Genomic DNA, 23,055 nt, shown 5'->3' with positions numbered 1-23,055 from the left:
TTTTTATTTTTTATAATATGATTGATAATATGGTCACTAGTATAAAACTTGTTAAAGCTAAAATTGTGGTCATCACTGTCCAGCTTTGAAAGGTTTGTTTTTCGGTAATTCCCAAATATTTACTCACCAACCAAAATCCACTATCATTTACGTGTGACATGATCGAAGCGCCAGAGGCGATTGCAATTACAAGTAAAGCCTTATCAATAGCAGTAATATCAACTTGTGCCATAACTAATGGTGCTGTGATTCCTGCTGCGGTAATCATGGCTACTGTTGCCGAGCCTTGTAAAATTCGAACCAATACTGCAATAAAAAACCCGAAGATAATAATTGGAATGCCCATTTCTGCAAAATATACGGCTAACATTTTACCTGTTTCAGTAGCCACAAGCATTTGCTTAAAAACACCTCCTGCTCCAGTTAGTAAAATAATAATTCCTGTGGGTCCCATAGAAGCAGACGTAATATCAAGTAGTTTTTTCTTCGTCACTTTTCGTCGAATTCCCAATACATACCAAGCAATTAAATTTGCAATGATTAGAGCTACAATTGGATTTCCAATCAAACCAATCCATTCTTTTACATCTTCCGAAATAAGATCATTACTAACCAAAGGACTGTTGATAATAGTATTGCACACAATCAAAAAAATTGGAATTCCAATAATTGCTAGAATTAATCCAATTGCAGGATAATCGTGATTCTTTATGGTTTCTGTTGTTGTTTCTGGTGCATCTACGTGTATTTTTTGCGCAATGTATTTGGCAAATATTGGTCCACAAACTACAGCTGTTGGAACTCCCACAATAAATCCAAACAAAATTACCCAGCCTAAATCTGCTCCTAAAATATCTGAAACGGCAATGGGTCCTGGTGTTGGTGGAATAAACGAATGTGTAATGGCCAATCCTGCTAAAAGCGGAATTGCATACAGTAGTAATGATTTTTTTGTGCTGCGTTGAAGCGAATAAATAATTGGCACTAAAATGATAAAGGCTACATCAAAAAACACAGGAATTGCTACTAAAAATCCAGTAATCATGAGTGCCCAAGAGGCTTGTTTTTCTCCAAACTTTTTTAGCATAAATCTGGCCAAGGCTTCTGCTCCTCCAGAATATTCAAGAACGGAACCAAATATAGCGCCCAAACCTATAACTAAGGCTACAAAACCAAGCGTATCTGCCATTCCCATTTTTATGGTAGTGATGATTGCCATTGGTGATATTCCCGCAAGAATTCCAACTGTAATGCTAGCAATCAATAACGCAATAAAAGCTTGTATTTTGAATCGTAATATAAGCACTAACAATACGGCAATTCCTCCTAAAACGGATAGCAATACTGGAATGTCAAGTATTATATTTTCTTTGGCTAATTCCATCATAGTGTTTTCCAGTTATAGTGAAACTTTTGTCCTGAAGCATCGCCTACTTTTTGAAAAGTATGCGCTCCAAAGAAATCGCGTTGTGCCTGTATCATATTGGCAGATGTACGTTCGGTAGTCATCATAATCCAATACGAATAGGCTTCAGAAATGCATGGAACATTCAAACGATGATCCAACGCATACTTCAAGAGTTCTTTAGTTTTTGTTTCTTGTTGTGCCAGTTTTTGTGTGATTGTGATTGCATCTAATAACGAATCGTGTTGCTTAAAAACTTCTATACTTTGCTGTAAAAGTGCTGATTTGATGATACAGCCATTGGACCAAATTCTACAGATATCAGCAAAATCTAATTGCCATTCGTAGTGTTCCGAAGCTGCTTTTAATAAATCAAATCCTTGATGTAAGTTGAGCATTCTGGCAAAACAGTAAGCTTCTTTTAGTGTTTCCACATCTACAGCATCAATTGTATCTTTAGTTGTACTGATGGCTAGTTGTTGTCTTTTTTGTTTAAAGGATGATATGTATCGTGCATATACAGCAGCTGTTTTAATTGTTGTTGGAATTCCTAATTCTAACGCAGTCTTGCTAGACCAAGAACCTGTTCCTTTGTTTCCTGCTTTGTCCAAAATAGTATCAAGTACATATTCACCACTATCTTTTGTATTTAGAATTTGCGCTGTAATTTCCAATAAGTAACTCGACAATTCTGTTTGATTCCACTTGTTGAATATCGCAGTAATTTCTTCATACGTTTTGCTTCTGGATAAAATTTCATAGAATTCTGCCAACAATTGCATATCTCCATATTCGATACCATTGTGTACCATTTTTACAAAATGCCCTGCGCCTTGCGCTCCAATATAGCCACAGCACGGATTTCCATTGGCATCTTTTGCTGCAATTGTTTCCAACACATTGGCTACCCTTTTATAGCTTTCACGATCGCCTCCGGGCATTAGTGACGGACCTTTTAAAGCGCCTTCTTCTCCTCCTGAAATTCCAACTCCTAAAAAGTGTATGTTTTTAGTCTGTAAGAAAGAAATTCTTCTATTTGTATCTTCATAATGAGAGTTTCCGCCATCTAAAATGATATCTTCTGCTGAGAGATATGGAAGTAAAGCATGAATGACATGATCTACTGGATTTCCTGCATTGACAATCAATAAAATTTTGCGAGGCGTTTCTAAGGCTTTGACAAATTCACGCATTTTTGAGAACCCTTGTACTTTCTTATCTGCATGTGCTTCCGCAAATTGTCCAGCGACATTAACTTCATGTTGTGTTTCTCTATTGAAGACAGCAACAGAAATATCATGATTCAAAGCATTGATCGCAATACTTTTTCCCATGACGCCTAACCCTACGATTCCAAAAGAAGCTTTCATGATGGTTGTGCTGTTTTGTTTAGTATTTGTGTTACTATTTTTATTGGTGAATTATTGATTGACAAATGTATTCCGTAAGTTGGTTCTTCTAAAGTATCAAACTGCGATTGCAATAAATTGACATCCATAAAGTGTTGTACGCGTTGCTGCATGCGTTTTTGAATCAATTCATAATCACCTTTTAGGTAAATCCATTGTAGACTTTCGATGTCTTTTGACAACATTGTTCTGTAAGTTTCTTTTAATGCTGAACACGCCAATACTGCTCCTGTTGTTTGGGATTTTTGTTGAAGTTCTCTATTCAAATTTTCTAGCCAAGGTTTTCTATCAATATCCGTTAATGCAATACCATTTGTCATCTTTTGTATGTTTTCTTTAGGATGAAACGCATCTGCATCTACAAATGGAATTCCTGCTTTGGAAGCAAGTAGTTTTCCAACAGTGGTTTTTCCGCAACCGCTTACACCCATGATGACAAATAGTTTATTCATAGCTGAATTTTGCGCTTATTCCTACTGCTGAATTTTGACCAATCCACACCTTGAACTCTCCTTTTTCTACATTCAGTTTTTCTTGATTGTCATAGTATTTTAAATCGTCTAATGACAATGTAAATGTGACCTCTTTTTGCTCATTTGGCTCAAGTGTTACTTTTTGGTATCCTTTTAATTCTCTTACAGGTCTGGTAATCCGTCCAACTACATCTTGCACATACAGTTGCACAATATCTGTTCCTTTTCGCTCTCCTACATTTGTCACTATTACTTTTACCATAATATCATTATTTTTAGTAATTGTACTGCTTGATACAGCCGTTTTACTGTATACAAATTTGGTATATCCCAAACCGTAGCCAAACGGATATTGTGGTAAGTATCCAACATCTAAATAGTGTGTTGTATTCCCTAAAGAACTTTGCCATGCGCCAATTGGAATGCTGTCCATTTGCACAAATTCTTCTGGAATTACAGGTCTTCCTGTGTTTTTATGATTATAGAATAGTGGCAATTGCCCAGCTACTTTTGGCCATGTTACGGGCAATCTTCCTTTGGGTTCTGCAATACCAAAAATCATATCGTGAATGGCTGGTCCTCCCATGGTTCCGGGATGCCATGTCATTAAAACAGCATCTACATCCTTTAAAATATTTCCCAGCGTAATGGGTCTTCCTGCCATGATGATTAACACAATTGGCTTTCCAGTTTTTGCCAATTCTTTGATCAGTTGTTCTTGTGCTCCAGGCAGATTGATATTTGCTCTGCTGTGTGCCTCTCCAGAGAGAATGGCTTCTTCTCCTCCAATAAATACAATCACATCTGAGTTTTTAGCAGCGGCAACAGCTTTTGAAAAATCTTTAGTAGATTTGTCTCTACTGTATGATAAACCTTCTACAAAGTTGTAGTTTACATTATTGCTTTGAAATGCGTTGATTGGTGTTTTGGTATATGTTCCATCACCATCAAACGTCCATGTACCGAGTTGCTCTCTTGGTTTGTCTGCCAAAGGTCCGATAACCGCAATTTTCTTTCTTGTAGTTATTGGCAATACATTGTTTTTATTTTTTAATAATACAGAACTTTCAATAGCAGCTTCTTTTGCCATTTGTAAATGCGCATCTGCATATAAATTATCGCTTTTGTCTACACGATACGGTTTTTCAAACAAACCCATTCTTAGTTTCACTCGTAAAATATCGGCAACTAGACTATTGATTTGTGTTTCCGTTATTTTTCCTTCTTTTAATAAATTTTTGGTATACTTTTCAAAGGCTTTACTGGTCATTTCCATGTTTAATCCTGCGTTTAAAGAAAGTTCTGCAGCATGTTTTAAGTCAGTTGCGAATCCGTGTGGAATCATTTCTTCAACAGATTCCCAATCAGATACTACAAAACCATCGAAACCAAATTCTTCACGCAATACTGTTGTTAACATTCTTCGATCTCCTGAAGCAGGAATTCCGTTCATTTCATTAAAAGAAGTCATTAATGTCTGCGAACCTGCATCTACTGCAGATTTGAATGGTGGTAAGTAAATATTGTGTAATTGTGCATCACTAATGATTGCTGTATTGTAATCGCGTCCTCCGATAGCAGCTCCATATCCAATGAAGTGCTTTGCACAGGCAATCATACTGGTAGGATCGTTTAAACTATCTCCTTGAAAACCTTCTACATAGGCTTTTGTTAGGTTGGAAGCTAAAAATGGATCTTCTCCTGGCGATTCTGCAATTCGTCCCCAACGACTGTCTCTAGCAATGTCTAACATTGGTGCAAACGTCCAACGTATTCCAAAAGAAGAAGCTTCTATGGCTGCTACTCGAGATGAGTTTTTGGCAACTTGTGCATCCCAACTTGCTGCCATTCCTAACGGAATTGGAAATATGGTTTTGTATCCATGAATTACATCGCGAGCAAAGATTAATGGAATTTTGTTTGGACTTTCTTCTACGGCAATACGCTGTAGTTCGTCTACATGTTCCGTGTTGGTAACATTTAAAAAAGCGCCAATTTTTCCATCGCGAACGGCTTGTTTTAAAGAATCTGGCAATTGCCCTTTTACCCTACTTGATGTTCCACGTAAGTTTAGTTGTCCAATTTTTTCATCTAGTGTCATTTTAGAAAGTAGTTCTGACACCTCCGTTTCAAGCTCATTTGTTGGCTGTTGCTCTTTTTTACAAGCCATTAGTACACATACAAGCATACAGATGAATACATATATTTTTTTCATGCTTGTGTTGTGTTTATTCTTCATCTTTTGGAATTGTATTTATGACTGGCTTTTTAAAAAAAGCACTGTGTACACCTTTAGTTTTTAATTTTATCTTGAATAATGAACCTGCCATAGGATATTGTTTTTTTTCGGCATCGGTCATGTCTAAACTCGCTGTAGTGATGTAGAGAATGTCCAAGTCTTCCCCTCCAAACGCACAAGAAGTTACATTGTGTGCTGGTACTTTTATTTTTTGGATGAGTTTTCCTGTTTGCGGGTTGTAGTTAGCAATACAGTTTCCATTCCATAAACCAACCCAAAGCATATCGTTTTCATCTATTGCCATTCCATCCGGAAAACCTTCTTCTTTTGGAATAGTAACCACCACTCTTTCATTAGAAATCGTGTTGGTTGTTTCATCAAAATCATAAGCTCTGATATTTGTTGTTGGCGTGTCAATATAGTACATCGTTTTATTGTCTTTAGACCAAACAATTCCATTAGAAATGGTAATATTTCCAAGCATTTTATCCGTTTTTCCACTCGCGTCAACTTTGTATAAACCTCCTCCAGGATTTGTTTGAGAGTAATCCATAGAACCTATCCACAAGTTTCCATTTGGATCACATTTTCCATCGTTTAATCGTGTTCCTTTATTTTCTGCTTCTACATCCGTTAGTTTTGTAATGTCTTCTGTTGTTATATCTACCACATATACTCCATCATTCAACGCCACAATGACTTTGTTTTCTTCTTCAGAAGGCACGACAGTCCCTATTGGAGCTGGCATTTTTATTTCCTTATCGGTTTTGTCTTTAGGAGAATATATATGCAATGATTCTCCAATAATATCTATCCAATACAAGACATCATTTTTATAATCCCAAAAAGCACCTTCGCCTAGTTTGGCTGGTATTTTGTATTCTAATTCTGCGATGAGTTCTTTGGTTGGTGTAGTGTCATTTGTTTTGCAACTCATGAGTGCGATGAGCAGCACAAATAAAGTTATTTTTTTCATATACATGTTAGGTGTAAAAATGTGTTTTGTGTACTCCTTTTAGTAGTACTTCAACATATGTATTTTAGTTATTATGTTTGATAAATTGTATAAAGTCATTATTCTTTATTGAAAGAATGTATGATTGATTTCCGATGGTTATTTGTTGTAAATCTTTCACATCTCCTGTGGTATAAAATCCACTTTGTGTAGCTGGCATTGGTTGAAAATTTCCTTTTCCATCTCCTTTTAAGAATGCTCCATAACTCGCATCGTTTCTTGGTGTTTCTACTTCCGAATTGTATAAGTTTCCTGCAATTAGCGCATCTAAATATCCATCTTTGTCATAATCGTCAATCAGAATTTGATTAATGCTAGATAACTGCGTTTGCATCGGCAACTCATGAATTTTAAATCCATTGCCTGTATTTTCCAGATAGATACTTGCAAATGATTTTATTTGATAGTGCAACGCATTTTCCAAATTTTTCTTTCCATATACATCGATAAGCGTTGCTGTTGAAAATTCGTCGTAGTTTTTAAATTTTTGTTTGATTCCTGGGACTTGCTGTGAAGAACATTGACGTCCACGCAGAGGATATTGTTCTCCATCATCATAGTAACTTAAGACAATATCTTCTTTTTGATTTTTATCAAAATCTTCCATATAAATATCAAAAGTTTCGTCTTCGGTAGCTTTATATTTATAGTTTAAACCATTGTTTCCAATCAAATAATCTAGATCACCATCGTTATCAAAATCACCTTGATTGATGCTCCACCACCAACCTGTGGTTTCTTGAAGTTGCATCTTTTCAGTAACATTTTCAAAAACACCTTGATTGTTTTGTAAGATTGTCACAGGCATCCATTCTCCCACCAAAATAATATCTTCCCAAGAGTCATTATTAAAATCACTAATAATAGCGCTTGTTGCCATTCCGATTCCTTGTAAAGAAGGTGCAAAATTTTCAGTATTATCTTCAAATTTCAGCTTCTCTGAATTCGAAATATTTTCTAAAATGTAACTAGAGGTTGGATATGGATATTTTCCTGGCGTTTGCCTTCCTAACACTAAAATATCTTGCTTTCCATCTTTGTTGTAGTCCAAAGCGTATGCACGTGAACCACTGATAGCATTTGCAGGAATTGCTTTTTCGTCTTTTTGAAACTGTCCCGTTCCGTCATTAATGTATAAACGATCTTTGAGAAAAATAGAATTTTCAGCAAATTCATATCCACCACTTACCACATATAAATCTTGATCGCCATCTTGATCAAAATCATAGAATAAAGCACCTGTATCTTCTGAGATTTTATCAGCATCAAAAGCGGTTGTTTTTTGTGGTTCAAAGCCATCTTCAGTTTGTAAATACAAGGAAGAAACCAATCCAAACGAACCACCTACAAAGATATCTTCTAAGCCGTCTTTGTTAACATCTGCCTTAGCAGCGGCTGGTCCGAGTGTAGACATTTTGTGTGGCAATAATACTTGTGTAGCAAAATCGTCATAATCGTTTTCGCGATGTTTGATGCTTTTGGATAGTGTTGTATTGGTTGTGAATAGTGTTTGCATCTCGACTCCGCTTGCTGTAGCAGGTATTGGGTGTTGGGTTTTAGGGGCAGCCTCATCATATTTTACAACTAACGTTTGATTGGCTGTAATGTCTTTTTGTGTACTAGTTTTTCCATCGTTCCAGATGATCTGCACACTGTCTATTTTAGTTGTTTGATCTAGTCCAAAATGCAATTCTGGCGCTACTGATGATTGAAAACCGCGTGTTAAGGTTAGCTCTTGTATTTGTTGTTTTCCATCTGCATATACAATAGCTCGTGAACCTAGTCCGTGCTGATTTGTAATGGTTCCCTTGAACTGTATTTTTAAGTAATTATTGGAAGTATTGTTTTGAAAAATAACTGCTTCTTCATCAATATTGTTGAGAATGATTTCTAAATCGCCATCATTGTCTAAATCTGCATAAACTGCACCATTTGAAAACCCTTTGTGTTGAATTCCCCAATCTTGATTGACTTTTTTAAATTCCAGTCCGCCCAAATTTTTGAACATGAAGTTGTCTATTTTTTCACTCGGAATTTGTTTACTTTTTTCAACCAGTGAGAGTTTGTCGTATTCCTTTTTGCCTATTTTTTTGAAGAAATCTTTGTTATTGATTTCTTTTCGTGTTCCATTGCTTACAAACAAGTCTTTGTGTGAATCGTTATCGAAGTCTGCAAATAATGGCGCCCAACTCCAATCGGTAGAAGAAGTTCCTGTTAGGCGAGAAATGTTAGAGAATTTTGGCACACCATTCTCCATGTATCCGGAGTTAAGTTGCAAACAATTGTGCATGTATTGATAATGAAATCCGTATAATACTGTTTCATAAAACAAACGCGGATTCATGCTTGCCATGTTTGCTTTTGATCGGCGATTACTATCAGCATCCATATCTGCTTGAAAGATGTCTAAGAAACCATCATTGTTAATATCCGCTATATCAACGCCCATTCCGTAAAATGCTGTTTGATTCGTAGCTTCTTTGATGACTTCTTTAAACGTTCCATCCTGATTGTTGATGTACATAAAGTCAGGAATACTATAATCGTTTGAAACATACAAATCGAGCCAACCATCGTTGTTTATATCTGCAGCAGCAATACCAATAGAGAAACTATAGTTTTTTACGCCAGCTTCTTCCGACACATCGGTAAAAATATCGCCATCGTTTCTGTATAGTTTATCAGATTCAAGGTCATTGACATTGTCCATGCGATTTTTATAAATCATATTGGGAGTAGAAGGATGTGATATTGGATAGTTTGCTAAATACATATCCAAATCGCCATCATTGTCATAATCAAAAAAAGTAGCTTGAATAGAGTTTCCCTCATCTGCAATACCGTATTTTTCGGCTGCTTCTGTGAATGTGTTGTCTTTGTTGTTTAGAAATAGTTGATTCTTTTTGTTGCCACTTTTACCAGCTACCGAACAGTAAATATCTAAATATCCATCATTATTGACATCTACCATAGTAGTTCCTGTGTACCAACGACTGTCTCCTTGTGTATTACTTTGTGAAGAAATATCTTCAAAGGTTATATTGCCTTTGTTTAGGTATAATTTGTTTTCAACTTGATTTCCTGTAAAGAAAAGATCTACCAAGCCGTCATTATTGATATCACCTACAGAAATACCGCCGCCCATGTAAATAGATGTGTATTTAAAATAGTTGAGTGAATCGGTTTCTACTAGTGTATTATTAAAAAAGACCTTTGTGTTTTGTGCTTCTAACTTTGTAAAAAGTACTTCATTAACAACTATGTCGTTGTCCTTTTTTGCACAACCAAATATGAGAAGAATAACGATAAAAGCGCTGCTCAGTCTTTTCATTAGTGAGGTATGTTGGTTTGTTGTATAATTTAAAAAGTGAAACGAGAATGGAATTCAAGAATGCACTTTTTAAAATTGAGTTTTCATTAAAATAACAAAGCAGCATGGTTACATACTGCTTTGTTACAAGCAATTCAAATAGTAATTTTGAATATAAAATAACGTTATCTTCGTCCTTGAATTAGTATCCAGGATTTTGATCAGCTACTGTTAACTCTCCGTTTTTGTCAATTTCTGTGATAGGAATTGGGAATAAATCATTCTTAGGAGCGTATCCTGTACCTGCTAATTCTGTAGCAGCTCTTCCCCAACGTACTAAATCCCAGAAACGTTGTCCTTCATGCGCTAATTCTAAAAACTTTTCTTGCACAATAGCTTCAAATAAATCTGTTCCAGAAAGCGATGTACTTACATCAGCCAATCCTGATCTGCTTCTAATTTTATTCAATTCTGTACGAGCACTTCCATCTTGTCCTACTTTGTTATACGCTTCAGCAGCTAATAACAATACTTCTGCATAACGGAACACTCTAAAGTTTGTACTGTAGTTTAATTCACGTACACCGCCATCACTCGTATCTTCCGATCTGGTAGCATACTTCATTCTGATAGCGCCTTCGTAATCCCAAATAACACCACCAGTAGCACTCGTTGGATCAACTCCTCCTCCAGCAGCAATTAATTCTGCTTCTGTAAGTAAGGTAGCTGATTTACGTTGTGTATCTCCGGCTGCGTCAAATGCATTTACTAGTTTTGCTGTTGGTAAGTTGAATCCCCATCCGTTTAATAAACCTGTTCCAGTTACGTCAAAAATTCCGTCACCTCTAGGTCCCATTAACTGAATGTGTAAGTTACTTTCGTTTCTTCCTCCCCAGGCAACATTACCCCAATCTCTTCCAGAAGTTGACACAAATCCTAGCTCTACTAATGATTCTACTCCAAATTCTGAATTAATTGACCAAACATCTGCTACATCTGGCTCTAGGTCGTGCGCCGCATTTCCAATAACAGACTCAAAGTAAGGGATTGACTCAGAATATTTTTCTTGAAAAACTAATACCTTACCCATTAATGCTTCTGCTGCTCCTTTAGAGAATCTAAACTCGTCAGCTAATGCTGTTTTTTCTGGTAAGTTTGCAATTGCATCTGTCAAGTCTGCCTCTACTTGCACATAAATATCTGCTCTTGACGATTTAGCTAATCCAAAATCTGCTGCTCCTTGAGGAAGCGTTAAACGTAATGGAACATCTCCAAACATGGTTGTAAGTTCGAAATAGCACCATGCTCTAATAAATTTAGCTTCAGCTGTAGCTCTATCTTTATTACTTAAAGTACTTTCATTTAAACTTTCAATGACTAGATTTGCAAGTGCAATTGTTGAATAAAAATTATTCCAAACACTTTCAATGGATCCATTTGCCGTTGAAATATTAGTATAATCATCAATATCTTGTAACTGTGGCTGGTCGCTTGAGTTACCACCAGCTGCATTTGCATCGTCTCCTGGCAATAATTTTACTAGAAAAGCACTATGCCAGTCTCTACTGTAGTTTAAATGTAATAAGTCATATATTCCAATGACTGCAGCTTCTACGTTATCTTCATCTTGGAAGAACGTTTCAAGGTCTTCTACATTTTCAGGTGGGTTTGTTGTGAAATCATCACTACATGCCATGAATCCTAAAAATACTACTAAGGCTGTTAAAAAAATGTTTTTTTTCATTTTCAAAAAGTTTTTTTGATTAAAAGTCTAAAGCCAACCCAAAGATCATTCTTGCAGCGGTTGGGTAATATCCTCTATCTACTCCGATATCATTAAATCCAAAGTTTCCAATTTCAGGGTCTAATCCTCTAAATTTAGTAAAGGTAAAGTAGTCATCTAAAGATACGTATAATCTTAGATTATTTACATGCAATTTTTCAGACAGGCGTTGAGGCAATGTATATCCTAGCTGAATTTGCTTAATTCTCATGTACGAACCATCTTCTACCATTAAGTCAGTATCATACGCATCTGTAATTGTCGCTGCTGATGGGAAGGTTGCATTATCACCAGGGTTTGACCATCTTTCATCGAAATAATGTACTGGTTTATTAGTGATAGGTCTAGAAGGTTGGTTGTACGATGTAAAAATATCGTTTCCAAGACTTCCTTGGTATTGTAAGTTAAAATCGAACGCTTTGTATTGGAAAGATATGTTTCCTCCAAATAATACATCTGGATGTGGCGAACCGATAAATGTTTTATCAGCGTTTGTAATGTTTCCATCACCATCTGTATCTACTCTACGTAATTCTCCAGTTGCTGGATCTACACCATTTGTTTGATATCCGAAGAAATACCATGCTGGCAATCCTTCTGTAAACCTTGTAATTCCGTCATCATTTTGTGGTGCTCCTGCTCCTCTAATTGATGTTCCTTGTGGCAAGAATAAGATTTCTGTTACTTCGTTATCTAAAGTAGATAAGTTAGCGTTGATTTGATATTTGAATTCTCTATCATTGTTAGCATATCCGATCTCAAATTCAAGACCTTTATTTACAATCGTACCTGCATTAAATTCGTTAGATGTAAATCCAGCAGAACCAGGCGTTATTAAACTACCGTCAGATACAATTAAGTCTTCTGTCGTTTTCTTAAAATAATCTACAGAGAAACGTAGTTTATTATCTAACGCTCTTAAGTCAATACCAAAGTTTGTTTGCGTAGATGTTTCCCAAACTAAGTTCGTGTTTGCAAATCCAGTAATTTGCGCTCCACCTTGCCCTAAGTAATCAATTGGCAATCCATTAATATTTCTTGTAATACTGATAATATCTGAGTTTCCAGCTAAGTTCGCTTTATTACCATTTTGTCCCCAACTTCCTCTTATTTTAAAGTAGTCTACAAAAGAATCATCACTCCAAAAATCTTCTTTAGAAGCAACCCAACCAGCTGAGAATGCTGGGAAATTACCTGCTTTGTTCCCCGTTGGGAATTTATCGGAACGATCACGTCTGAAAGAAGCTTCAAATAAATACTTTCCTGCATAATCATACGATAATCTACCATACATTGATACTAAGTTATCTCTGAAAGTAACAATATTATCAGTTCTATCATCAACCATGAATCCTGGTGAATCTAAATCAAAACCTGTAAAGTCACCAATTGCAGCCGAACCAGTTCTTGATGAAACCGTAGGCACTTCAAAGTCTTCCGCAGAATATCCTGCTAACACTGAGAAGTTGTGATTATCAAACGATTTTGTATACGAAGCAAAGTTTTCCCACAACCAACGTCTTGTACGAACTCTCGATTCTGACATTGTGTATGCTGTATTTTGCGCCTCTGAAGCTACAAAATAAGGAGTTACTGTATTTTCATTCAAGAAATCTCCATACTCATATCCAAATCTAGAGGTAAAGTTTAACCCTTCTAAAATGGTAAATTTTCCATAGATTGTAGATAAGAATTGATTGTTACTATTTAAAGTTCTGTTTACATCAGCAAAAGCAACTGGATTTAACGTTTCTCCTGTTGAGTATGCTGGATATCCATATACACTTCCATTACGATCTCTTAGCACAGGTACATCAGGAAATCCATTATCTGCTGCTCTATCCAATACTTCTTGTGGCACTTGTCCTGCTGGATACACCACTGGTGTTAATGGATCTAATACCAAAGCATTTTGAATAACACCTCTTGTATCATTATTTTCCTGAACTCCTCTTCTTTTAATAAATGAAGTAGTTGCACTTACGCCAACTTCTAACCATTTAGTGATATCACTCTTGAGGTTTAAACGTAGTGCAGTTCTTTTGAATGACGAATTTTCTTTTGCCACAATACCATCTTGATCCGTATGTGCAATAGATGCATAATATGAAATTCCTGCTGCTTCACCTGACAAACTTACGTCATAACGCTGCATAAAAGCTGTATCAAACACTTCTTCAATCCAGTTTGTATCATATCCATTATTGACAACAGAAGTAAGACCAGCTTCATTCATATACGTTACAAACTGAGAAGCATCCATTAATTCTATATCACTATTTAGGAATTGAAACCCAAGTTGAGAATTAAAATTTACTTTCACATTTTTACCTTTTCCTCTTTTGGTAGTAATGATAATTACACCATTAGCACCTTCCGTACCATAGATTGCTGCAGATGCCGCATCCTTTAATACTTCAAGATTTTCAATATCTGACGGAGGAATGTTATCAATATTAGAAACTTTCATACCATCAACGATAAACAGAGGCTCTGAATTTCCACTTGATCCTGTACCTCTTATTCTAATACGTGCACCAGAACCTGGTGAACCAGAAGACGACGAAACGGTAACCCCCGAAGTTCGTCCTTGTAAAACTTGCTCTACTCTTTGGTTAGACACACTTTTAATGTCTTCACTGTTTACACTTGATATAGCTCCAGTCACTAAACTTTTCTTTTTAGCTCCATATCCCACAACGACAACCTCATCTAATGAATTTTGGTCTTCTTCAAGCGTAACATTAATGGTCTTCTTGTCTCCAACAAGAATCTCTTGAGATTTGTAACCGACATAGCTGTATACTAAAACATCGGTTGGTTTTACATTTTTGATAGTATAATTACCATCAAAATCTGTAGCGGTTCCATTACTTGTTCCTTTTACAGTAACATTTACACCTGGAACTGGACCAGTGGCATCAGAAACAGTTCCTGTTATGTCTTGCGCATACAATATACTGAATGATGATAGCAACATTACTAGGAAAAAGTTCTTTAAAAAATTGTTTTTCATATTCGTTAATTAATTAGGCTATTTTTTAGGTAAAAAAGCATTTTTAAAGACAATTATTGTCAAAAAAAGAACTAACACTTGACGTTATTTTCATTTTTTTAACCAAAAAATCATTTTATTTGCACAAATGTATACTCAATTTTAACAATTATTTAATACAATTTTATCAAATATCAGTATATTTTTTTTAAAAATGTGTTAAAACAAGCTCAATAAGTTATGCAAAAAAATATTCACAGAGAAATTACACAGCTATCACAATCAGATAGTTTCCTCGTATATTATAGAGTAAAAGACGAATTTGATTTCCCCTTGCACTTTCATCCAGAATACGAATTAAACTTTATTTACAAAGGGAATGGTGTTCGTAGAGTAATTGGTGATCACATGGAAGAAATTGGCACATACGAATTAGTTCTTGTTGGACCTAATCTACCTCATTGCTGGGAACTACACAACTGTAAAAACAAAGAAATCCATGAAGTTACCATACATATTCACAATGATTTGCTTGATGAAAAACTTTTATCTAGAAGAGTGTTTAAGTCTATTAAAGATATGTTAAACAGATCTATTCACGGTATTTTATTTTCTGAAAAAATCACAAAAGAAATCATGCCACGTCTTTTGGAACTCCCTAAAACATCAGGAATTGACTACTTTTTGGAGTTCATCTCAATTCTACAAGATCTATCTAACTCAAGAAACCAAAAACTATTATCAACTTCCTTTTCAAATTACAATGAATTTGAAAATAGTGATAAGATTAAAAAGATTTACGAGTATATTCAAAACAACTTCCATCGCAAGATTACCCTGGATGAAATATCGGCTTTAATTAACATGACTCCTGTTTCATTTAATAGATTTATTAAAAGCAGAACAGGTAAAACGTTTATTTCTTTTACCAACAGTACGCGCGTTAGTTATGCAACCCGTTTTCTTTTAGAAACAGACTTAAGTGTAGGAGAAATAGCTTATAAATGTGGCTTTAATAATCTAGCACATTTCAACAGAATGTTCAAAAAAATAAAGAATGCAACACCAAGTGAATTTCGAGCAGAGTTTAACGGAATTCAAAAAGTTCTCTGATACTATTTTGTCATTTTTAAGTCAAATTTATCACTTTTGTAAAAAAAAATATCAGGTTTTGATTATTTATGTACAATTCTGAACACAATAATATTATACTTTTACAAATACAATCCAACGAAAAAAACAACAATGATTAGACGACACTATAAAATAATAATTGCTGCTGCTATTATGTTTAGTTTTTTTGGATTTCAAGTAAACAAAAAAAGTGGTTCAGAAATGGAAGTGGTTAAGATATTATCTATTGATCAAAGAGTAGATTCTTTGATGCAAAAGATGACCTTAGATGAAAAAGTAGGTCAAATGAATTTATATAATGGTTTTTGGGATGTAACAGGACCTACCCCAGAAGCAGGTTCAGCAAAATTAAAATACGAACACCTACGAAAAGGATGGGTTGGCGCTATGTTAAGTGTGCGAGGCACCAGAAATGTTAAAGAAGTACAACGTATTGCTGTAGAAGAAACACGTTTAGGAATTCCTTTATTAATAGGATTCGACGTTATTCACGGATATAAAACCTTAAGTCCTATTCCGCTAGCAGAATCTGCTAGTTGGGATTTACAAGCTATTGAAAATTCAGCACGCGTAGCTGCAACAGAAGCTTCAGCTGCAGGAATCAATTGGACATTTGCGCCTATGGTTGATATTTCTAGAGATCCTCGCTGGGGAAGAGTGATGGAAGGCGGAGGAGAAGATCCGTATTTAGGAAGTAAAATTGCCAGTGCCAGAGTACAAGGATTTCAAGGAGACGACTTAGCTGACAAAAATTCTATTGCTGCTTGTGCAAAACACTTTGCTGCGTATGGATTTTCAGAGTCTGGAAAAGAATACAATAGCGTAGACATTGGAACATCTACCTTATACAATACAGTACTTCCTCCATTTAAAGCTGCGGCAGATAGTGGTGTAAAAACCTTTATGAACTCTTTTAATGAGTTAAATGGTATTCCGGTAACAGGAAGTGAATTTTTACAAAGAGACATTTTAAAAGAAGCATGGAATTTTGAAGGCTTTGTGGTTTCAGATTGGGCTTCTATCAATGAGCTTATATTTTGGGGACACGCCAAAGACAAACGACAAGCAGCTATTATTGCTTCGCGTGCTGGCTCTGACTTAGATATGGAAGGATACGTATATGTTCGTGAACTTGTAAAACTTGTAGAAGATGGCATAGTAAAAGAAAGCATTGTAGATGATGCTGTGCGTAGAATATTAAAAGTAAAATTTGAACTCGGATTGTTTGACGATCCATATAAGTATTGCGACCCTGCTAACGAAAAAGAAGTTATCGGTAATGCAAAACATCATGAAGCGGTATTAGATGTTGCTAAAAAATCTATAGTGTTATTAAAAAATGAAGGAAACTTACTTCCACTTAAGAAAGAAGGACAAAAAATAGCATTAATCGGACCGCTTGCTGCCGATAAAAACAGTCCATTAGGAAGCTGGAGAATTGCTTCCGATGACAACACAGCAGTTTCTGTTTTAGAAGGAATGGAAAAATACACAAGCAATTCTTTAACACATAAAAAAGGGGTAGATTTAGTATTAGGGCACACAGCATTCATAGAAGAAGTTGTGATAAATACTACAAATCGAAATGGCATTGACGAAGCTGTGGAAACGGCAAAAACAGCAGATGTTGTTGTCATGGTGTTGGGTGAGCATGGTTTTCAAAGTGGTGAAGGTAGAAGTAGAACCAGTTTGGACTTACCTGGCTTACAACAAGAATTGCTTGAAGCTGTGTATGCAGTAAACAAAAATATTGTACTGGTATTAAATAATGGGCGACCATTGGCCATTGAATGGGCTGCTAAACATATTCCTGCGATTGTAGAAGGTTGGCAACTAGGTACCCAATCAGGAAATGCTATTGCACAAGTACTCTATGGAGATTACAACCCTAGCGGAAAGCTACCAATGACGTTTCCAAGAAATGTAGGGCAAATTCCTATTTATTACAATCATAAAAGTACAGGAAGACCTGAAAACACAAATGATAATGTATTTTGGTCACACTATATTGATGTAGAAAACACACCATTATATCCTTTTGGTCACGGATTGAGCTACACTACATTTGACTATAAAAACTTCAAAATCCACGGGAAAGATTTTACTGTTGGAGATGCTATTAAAGTAACGGTTGATGTCACCAATACAGGAAATTATGACGGAAAGGAAGTTGTACAATTATACATAAGAGACTTATTTGGAAGCATTACGCGTCCAGTAAAAGAGTTAAAAGGATTTGAATTGGTTCATTTTAAGAAAGGGGAAACCAAAACCATCGAATTTACACTTACTAATAAAGAGCTTGGTTTCTTTAACAACCAAGGAAAGTATATTGTAGAAGCTGGTGATTTTGAAGTATTTGTTGGAGGAAGTTCCAACACTGTTCTTAAGGACGCATTTACACTCAAATAATTTATTCTTGTTACACTCGCAAGAGTAAATTCATACATTGGTTTATTTAATAATTCGCAGGAAAGGTGTTCATTATTTATGAGCATCTTTTTTTTATTTACCACTTTTTAAAAAATATAATAAACTCATTTACAAACACTAATAATGCATTTACGGTAAAACCGTACTTAGGAATTAAGTTTTCTTCCTAATTTTTGCTTAAAAAGAAAACTCGTACTAACCATTTTAAAAACTTCCCAATTATGAAAAAAAAGAATTTAAAAACATTACGTCTTACAAAATCGACCATTTCTCATTTAAACTTACAAACCATTAAAGGAGGTACCGAAGTTATTACAGAAATTATTCGTACCATCGATGTTAATGTGAGTGCCACAACCTGTTCTAAGTTTATGATGTGCGATTCTATGGCGGCGTGTCCTCCAACGATTAAAAAAACACAGTTTAAGAATGACGATACAAGTCCTGCGTCTCTTTGTGCAGAGAGAGGATAGTAGTCTGTTACAATTATATAGTACAAAGCGATCTTCTTTTTGGAGGTCGCTTTTTTTTTACACTGAGCGAAGTTGAAGTGTTAGCTTCATTTCAACTCCACTCATTACTAGTGCTTTCTTGATTCGTACTTTGAAACACCTCCAATGTCTAATCTCTAATCCCCAAAACCCAACACCAAAAAATCCAACATCTCCATACTAATTTTCCTATATTTGAAATATGAACGTACGACTGACTCAAGCACAAAAAATACAAATACTTAACGCACACGACGTATACAGCGTGATGCAACAAATACTACTAAGACAAAACAAAATACGACGTGCGCAGGAGCATTTTTGGGTTGTAGGACTCAAAACGGATAATACCATACTATTTGTAGAGTTAATTTCTATTGGGGCACAAAATTATGTGAATGTATCGCCACCCGATGTTTTCCGAATGGGGATTTACAAACTTGCCGTAAAGATGATATTGGTGCATAACCATCCGAGTGGGAATTTGAAAACGTCACAAAATGATAAAGAGTTGACCGAGCGAATGCTAAAGGTTGGAAAATTGATCATTATTGAAATTGTAGACCTTCTCATTATTACCGAAAGTGGCTTTACGAGCTTTGAAAGTAAAGGTATTATTGCCGAACTTAAAAAGAGTGGTTTGTACGAACTCAAACAACGCGAAAGCGAAACTATGAAAGAAATGCAGTTAAAGTTTGAAAAACAGAAAGCTGTAAAAGAAGAGTTGATGAAAACAGCGCGCAGAATGAAAGAGAAAGGTTATGACAACCAAACTATTAAAGAGTTGACAGGTTTGTATATTCGGGATATTAAGCAAGCGTAACTTCGACTATGCTCTGCTACCCGCACTTCTAAACGCTCATTGCTCAAATTCAGTTTACCGTACTTCGGGTTACGAGTATAACCTCAGCCCACATTTGCCTTAATAAGCACAATACCATTTTACTATTTATATATACATGATTGGAGAATTTTTATCAAAAATAACTTTAACACATACAGCAATTATTACTGTGGTATGTTTGATTATCATGATCATATTAGCATACAAAAAGCCCAAATGGTATACAGGTGCAAAAGGTCTAATTTTCGTTGTTATAGGATTGATCGTTTTTTATAGTGTGGGTTGGAAGGATGCTATTGATCATCATGATATTGCTTATATGAAACAAACTAGAGTTCCAGATTATTTGACAAGCATACTTTTATTATTAGTAATAGTAGATGGCTTGTGGTTGGATAAGGTTTGTAGGGAGCAGTTGGAAGTTGAAGAAAATAAGAGATAGGTTGTTTGTTTAACTACTTAAGGAGATTTAAGTTATTTTACAAATATATCCTTTAATAGTATTATTTACTTTAGAATATTTTTTCCTATTCGAAAAATATGAATCATTATTTATAAGCATATTATTAATTACAATAGTGATTCACTTAACTCTTTTATATTTTTTCGCTTCAATCTTTATTAGGTTTTAAATTGATCATGAGAAAGACTTTATTAGATTTTTAGATGTCCTAAAAAAAATGCAAGTGACAAATAAGTTTTTAAAAGATTTCGTTTTTCAGAAAAACTTCAAAAAAATAGATTGGGAACAACAAGGCAATAGGTTTATCCTCAATGAAAGCAGCTATTACATTATTCATTGCGCAGAAGACTTTCCGATTTCTGAAAAGGTTATAAATACAGCTATTAGAAGAAATAAAGATTTTAATAATCTAATCTTAACCACAAATAAAAATGTTTCCAATGAAGTATTAGATATAATAAAACGCGAAAAGAAGATTCAAATTCTAATATGTGAGTCAAGTGATAATGATCATAATTTAGAAACAAAATTAAAGGAACATTTTGAAATTATATAAAAAACCACCCAAACAGCTTCCTAAAAAACTAAATGGGTCGTGCTTCGATAAACTCAGCAACATGCTTCGGGCTTCGAGAACCTTAGCCCTCGAATTCAGCACTCGATGTAGCCTGAGGCACTCGAAGGCTACTTATCCCGATACGCTATGGATAATTCGGGAAGTTTTTCATACTTCCCCGCGATCAATGCTTCTTTCTTTTTTCTACTCCAGCCTTGTACTTGCTTTTCTCTGTAAAATGCAGTATCAATTCGGTTATAGCTTTCTACATATACCAACTTAACAGGTAAGCGCTTTTTGGTATGGTTGGCACCATTTCCAGTGGCATGTTGCATAAAACGCCTAGCTAAATCTTTGGTGCTTCCTGTATAGTAACTACCGTCACTACATTCTAATATGTACATATATCCTTTTGGCATATTTAATTACATTTCAACTCCGCTCAGCCCTCGTTGGTATCGGTATTTTGATTTTGCCCAGTATTTAAGGAGTCTGAAGAACTCGAAGACTCCGTACTTCCCGAACCTAATCTAAGCCCTACGGTTTGGTTGTACTGCTTTGCCAATACACTAAACTCATTTACCAATTCTTGATGTGTGGCATTGCTGCCCAATGTGGCATGTGCTTCTATATGTGCCGTTAAGGTTTTGTAGGCATCGGTCGTGTCCTCACGTAAGGAGGTAAAACTCGTTGCAGGGTTGGCTGCCGATTCTGAGATACGTGCTAAGTATCGGTCGTTAAAAGCTTCGTTTGCAGTTTTAAGTTCCGCAATCCAATCGGTAAGTGCCGTTGTCGTAATGGCGTTCGCCAAATCGGTTTCGGTTTCCCAATCGGATAGCATGCTATCAATAACGGCGGTTTCGGCTTGGTAGTTCATTCGTGGTATGTTGCTACCGTAGTTATTCATATTAAATAATAAACTACGTGCTGCCGATTGCATACGCTCATCAAAATGATGATTGTAAGCTTCTAGGTTGGCTTTGATTCCCATAAACGCCTTATCGCGTCGGGTATCCAATTCAATTAGTTCTTGTGTAATTCCACTACTCTGCTCTTGCTGAAACAAATTGTCCATTTGTGTAACAAAGACCGCAAGGGCATCGCGTTGGGTAGTTACTTGCAATACGTCCACATCATTGGCGTTGACAAGTTCTAATACATCTTTCATGTATTGTAAAAATTCGCTATTTCTGTAGCGAGAGAAAACAGGTATTTCCATAATACGCTAATTTTAAAAGATTCATAAATATTTTACTGTTTTTCAACGATTTTTTGCATTATTCGCAACAAAAAGCCGTTTGAAACCATCTCGCAGCAATGCAACAAGCTTTCCAACGCATTTGAACCCATCTCGCATGCTTGCAGGAAGCTTTCCGACACGTTTGAAACGTTCTCGCAAACCTGCATGAAGCTTTCCAACGTGTTGAAATTGATCTCGCAGATCTGCATGAAACTTTCCAACAAAAACAAAAGCGTCTCGCAGTGCTGCAACAAGCATTTTACTCTCAACAGCACGAAACATTGCTGCTTGATAGTATGAAGCTCTGAAAAAAAATTAATTGAACCCCGAAATTATTTGATAAGCGTTGAATTTTTTTTGTAAGCGTTAAATTTTGATGGTTTTTTGCGCTTTTTGAAGACTTTTTTACAAAAACAAACTCGTGTTTTATATATCACTACTACTACAGATATATAATTTATAAATCACGACTTGCTTCTCTTTTTGCTAGCAAATTTTTGAAATACTTCTAAACCACTGTTTAACGAATGAACATACATTCATCTTAAGATATATGTCAATGAAAAAAAGAATTTAAAGTTAAACAAGAACTTAGTTTCTTCATTAAATAATGTAGAAGCTGTAAAAGGAGGAGCTGTAAGTGAAGCTACTAATTGTATGGTACCAGCCATTTGTTTACCAACGCCACCATCAATTTATACTCACTTTATCCCTAACCAAAGTGCGTTTATTAAACTAGGACATCAATAATATAATAACAGTTATATACTTTACCATGAATAAAGCACAGCTACTTAGTTTAGTTGGGCTTATTTTATGTCAATTTTTTACTTTGTTGTGTTTTTAGACAAATGACACTATGCGCTTCTGTGTTTCAATTTATTATACTTCATTTTGCAGTGTATAATTTGTAAATGATGAATAGCTTTACTTTATATTTCCTAGTATTCATGGTACTTTGGCTACAAAGTAATCTAAAACATTAAAACCATGAAAAAATGAAATGTGAACTCATTACGACTTAACAAAAAACAAGTTTCTGCCCTAAACCAAACACGAGAAATTGTTGGAGGTGTACAAAGTGATGCAACCAATTGTATGTCACCTGCTGCTTGTACCCCTTCAGTACCTGTTGCAGTAATTTATGCGTATTGTGTTCCAAATAACGGTCCTTGTATTGGTTCAAAAAGGTAAGGATTTGTTGTTAGTTTAGTGAAAATCATAACAAGCCCAACAAGTTTATTGTTGGGCTTGTTTATATTTTA

Annotated in this window: 18 protein-coding genes; 7 read left to right on the top strand and 11 right to left on the bottom strand. The window is 35.4% G+C overall.

Translation table 11 applies throughout. The annotated features are described in order from the left end of the window. Positions 1-10: 10 nt before the first annotated feature. The 8 genes from MK119_RS17045 to MK119_RS17010 all read right to left on the bottom strand — a co-directional run bounded on the left by MK119_RS17045 (position 11) and on the right by MK119_RS17010 (position 14,650). On the bottom strand, positions 11-1,387 hold the full coding sequence (locus MK119_RS17045; protein WP_290681110.1) for a gluconate:H+ symporter: 1,377 nt from the start codon (positions 1,385-1,387) through the stop codon (positions 11-13). Next, positions 1,384-2,775 (bottom strand): NADP-dependent phosphogluconate dehydrogenase, encoded by a 1,392-nt coding sequence (gene gndA, locus MK119_RS17040; protein WP_290681107.1) that lies wholly within the window; start codon positions 2,773-2,775, stop codon positions 1,384-1,386. The genes MK119_RS17045 and gndA overlap by 4 nt, the downstream gene beginning before the upstream one ends. Further along, positions 2,772-3,266 carry a gluconokinase gene (locus MK119_RS17035; protein ID WP_290681104.1) on the bottom strand — a complete coding sequence of 165 codons (495 nt, stop codon included), beginning with the start codon at positions 3,264-3,266 and terminating at the stop codon, positions 2,772-2,774. The genes gndA and MK119_RS17035 overlap by 4 nt, the downstream gene beginning before the upstream one ends. Further along, entirely contained in the window at positions 3,259-5,502 is a 2,244-nt protein-coding gene (locus MK119_RS17030) for a glycoside hydrolase family 3 N-terminal domain-containing protein (RefSeq protein ID WP_290681102.1), read from the bottom strand. Before MK119_RS17030 ends, MK119_RS17035 begins: the two co-directional genes overlap by 8 nt. A gap of 13 nt (positions 5,503-5,515) precedes the next feature. Then, positions 5,516-6,502 carry an SMP-30/gluconolactonase/LRE family protein gene (locus tag MK119_RS17025; protein WP_290681099.1) on the bottom strand — a complete coding sequence of 329 codons (987 nt, stop codon included), beginning with the start codon at positions 6,500-6,502 and terminating at the stop codon, positions 5,516-5,518. 64 nt (positions 6,503-6,566) lie between these two features. Continuing rightward, positions 6,567-9,872 (bottom strand): VCBS repeat-containing protein, encoded by a 3,306-nt coding sequence (locus tag MK119_RS17020; protein ID WP_290681074.1) that lies wholly within the window; start codon positions 9,870-9,872, stop codon positions 6,567-6,569. A 181-nt stretch (positions 9,873-10,053) separates the two neighbouring features. Beyond that, positions 10,054-11,595 (bottom strand): RagB/SusD family nutrient uptake outer membrane protein, encoded by a 1,542-nt coding sequence (locus MK119_RS17015; protein ID WP_290681071.1) that lies wholly within the window; start codon positions 11,593-11,595, stop codon positions 10,054-10,056. A gap of 19 nt (positions 11,596-11,614) precedes the next feature. After that, complete coding sequence (locus tag MK119_RS17010) at positions 11,615-14,650, bottom strand: TonB-dependent receptor (RefSeq protein WP_290681068.1); 3,036 nt, start codon at positions 14,648-14,650, stop codon at positions 11,615-11,617. A gap of 219 nt (positions 14,651-14,869) precedes the next feature. Here MK119_RS17010 and MK119_RS17005 point away from each other — a divergent pair, with 219 nt between their 5' ends. The 6 genes from MK119_RS17005 (at position 14,870) to MK119_RS16980 (ending at position 20,550) form a co-directional block, all read left to right on the top strand. After that, the gene (locus MK119_RS17005; protein WP_290681065.1) at positions 14,870-15,742 is read left to right on the top strand and encodes an AraC family transcriptional regulator; all 873 of its coding nucleotides are present in this window, start codon (positions 14,870-14,872) and stop codon (positions 15,740-15,742) included. 222 nt (positions 15,743-15,964) lie between these two features. Continuing rightward, positions 15,965-18,175 carry a beta-glucosidase BglX gene (bglX, locus tag MK119_RS17000; protein WP_290681164.1) on the top strand — a complete coding sequence of 737 codons (2,211 nt, stop codon included), beginning with the start codon at positions 15,965-15,967 and terminating at the stop codon, positions 18,173-18,175. Between the two features lie 242 nt (positions 18,176-18,417). After that, positions 18,418-18,669 (top strand): hypothetical protein, encoded by a 252-nt coding sequence (locus tag MK119_RS16995; RefSeq protein WP_290681062.1) that lies wholly within the window; start codon positions 18,418-18,420, stop codon positions 18,667-18,669. Between the two features lie 220 nt (positions 18,670-18,889). Beyond that, positions 18,890-19,510 carry a JAB domain-containing protein gene (locus tag MK119_RS16990; protein ID WP_290681059.1) on the top strand — a complete coding sequence of 207 codons (621 nt, stop codon included), beginning with the start codon at positions 18,890-18,892 and terminating at the stop codon, positions 19,508-19,510. 136 nt (positions 19,511-19,646) lie between these two features. Beyond that, on the top strand, positions 19,647-19,973 hold the full coding sequence (locus MK119_RS16985; protein ID WP_290681056.1) for a hypothetical protein: 327 nt from the start codon (positions 19,647-19,649) through the stop codon (positions 19,971-19,973). 238 nt (positions 19,974-20,211) lie between these two features. Further along, positions 20,212-20,550, top strand: coding sequence for a hypothetical protein (locus tag MK119_RS16980; RefSeq protein ID WP_290681054.1), 339 nt, complete (start codon positions 20,212-20,214; stop codon positions 20,548-20,550). Positions 20,551-20,678: 128 nt separating this feature from the next. Here the strand turns inward: MK119_RS16980 and MK119_RS16975 are convergent, their stop codons facing one another. From MK119_RS16975 to MK119_RS16965, 3 genes are read right to left on the bottom strand one after another with little or no spacing between them, the layout of a single operon-like run. After that, positions 20,679-20,954, bottom strand: a complete 276-nt coding sequence (locus MK119_RS16975) for a GIY-YIG nuclease family protein (RefSeq protein WP_290681051.1) — start codon at positions 20,952-20,954, stop codon at positions 20,679-20,681. Between the two features lie 38 nt (positions 20,955-20,992). After that, on the bottom strand, positions 20,993-21,769 hold the full coding sequence (locus tag MK119_RS16970; RefSeq protein WP_290681049.1) for a DUF6261 family protein: 777 nt from the start codon (positions 21,767-21,769) through the stop codon (positions 20,993-20,995). Between the two features lie 42 nt (positions 21,770-21,811). Then, positions 21,812-22,072, bottom strand: coding sequence for a hypothetical protein (locus MK119_RS16965; protein ID WP_290681046.1), 261 nt, complete (start codon positions 22,070-22,072; stop codon positions 21,812-21,814). 723 nt (positions 22,073-22,795) lie between these two features. Between MK119_RS16965 and MK119_RS16960 the strand changes: the two genes are divergently transcribed. Next, positions 22,796-22,984, top strand: a complete 189-nt coding sequence (locus MK119_RS16960; protein ID WP_290681044.1) for a hypothetical protein — start codon at positions 22,796-22,798, stop codon at positions 22,982-22,984. Positions 22,985-23,055: the final 71 nt, after the last annotated feature.

The sequence above is a fragment of the Kordia sp. genome, assembly GCF_022447245.1.
Lineage (GTDB): Bacteria > Bacteroidota > Bacteroidia > Flavobacteriales > Flavobacteriaceae > Kordia.
The sequence above is the reverse complement of the archived record's forward strand: the minus strand, read 5'-3'. Positions and strand labels throughout refer to the sequence as shown.

What these genes read in the sequence shown, in the direction of transcription:
- MK119_RS17045 (WP_290681110.1), bottom strand. Translation starts at nt 1,387, where the DNA reads ATGATGGAATTAGCCAAAGAAAATATAATACTTGACATTCCAGTATTG.
- gndA (WP_290681107.1), bottom strand. Translation starts at nt 2,775, where the DNA reads ATGAAAGCTTCTTTTGGAATCGTAGGGTTAGGCGTCATGGGAAAAAGT.
- MK119_RS17035 (WP_290681104.1), bottom strand. Translation starts at nt 3,266, where the DNA reads ATGAATAAACTATTTGTCATCATGGGTGTAAGCGGTTGCGGAAAAACC.
- MK119_RS17030 (WP_290681102.1), bottom strand. Translation starts at nt 5,502, where the DNA reads ATGAAAAAAATATATGTATTCATCTGTATGCTTGTATGTGTACTAATG.
- MK119_RS17025 (WP_290681099.1), bottom strand. Translation starts at nt 6,502, where the DNA reads ATGAAAAAAATAACTTTATTTGTGCTGCTCATCGCACTCATGAGTTGC.
- MK119_RS17020 (WP_290681074.1), bottom strand. Translation starts at nt 9,872, where the DNA reads ATGAAAAGACTGAGCAGCGCTTTTATCGTTATTCTTCTCATATTTGGT.
- MK119_RS17015 (WP_290681071.1), bottom strand. Translation starts at nt 11,595, where the DNA reads ATGAAAAAAAACATTTTTTTAACAGCCTTAGTAGTATTTTTAGGATTC.
- MK119_RS17010 (WP_290681068.1), bottom strand. Translation starts at nt 14,650, where the DNA reads ATGAAAAACAATTTTTTAAAGAACTTTTTCCTAGTAATGTTGCTATCA.
- MK119_RS17005 (WP_290681065.1), top strand. Translation starts at nt 14,870, where the DNA reads ATGCAAAAAAATATTCACAGAGAAATTACACAGCTATCACAATCAGAT.
- bglX (WP_290681164.1), top strand. Translation starts at nt 15,965, where the DNA reads ATGGAAGTGGTTAAGATATTATCTATTGATCAAAGAGTAGATTCTTTG.
- MK119_RS16995 (WP_290681062.1), top strand. Translation starts at nt 18,418, where the DNA reads ATGAAAAAAAAGAATTTAAAAACATTACGTCTTACAAAATCGACCATT.
- MK119_RS16990 (WP_290681059.1), top strand. Translation starts at nt 18,890, where the DNA reads ATGAACGTACGACTGACTCAAGCACAAAAAATACAAATACTTAACGCA.
- MK119_RS16985 (WP_290681056.1), top strand. Translation starts at nt 19,647, where the DNA reads ATGATTGGAGAATTTTTATCAAAAATAACTTTAACACATACAGCAATT.
- MK119_RS16980 (WP_290681054.1), top strand. Translation starts at nt 20,212, where the DNA reads ATGCAAGTGACAAATAAGTTTTTAAAAGATTTCGTTTTTCAGAAAAAC.
- MK119_RS16975 (WP_290681051.1), bottom strand. Translation starts at nt 20,954, where the DNA reads ATGTACATATTAGAATGTAGTGACGGTAGTTACTATACAGGAAGCACC.
- MK119_RS16970 (WP_290681049.1), bottom strand. Translation starts at nt 21,769, where the DNA reads ATGGAAATACCTGTTTTCTCTCGCTACAGAAATAGCGAATTTTTACAA.
- MK119_RS16965 (WP_290681046.1), bottom strand. Translation starts at nt 22,072, where the DNA reads ATGTTTCGTGCTGTTGAGAGTAAAATGCTTGTTGCAGCACTGCGAGAC.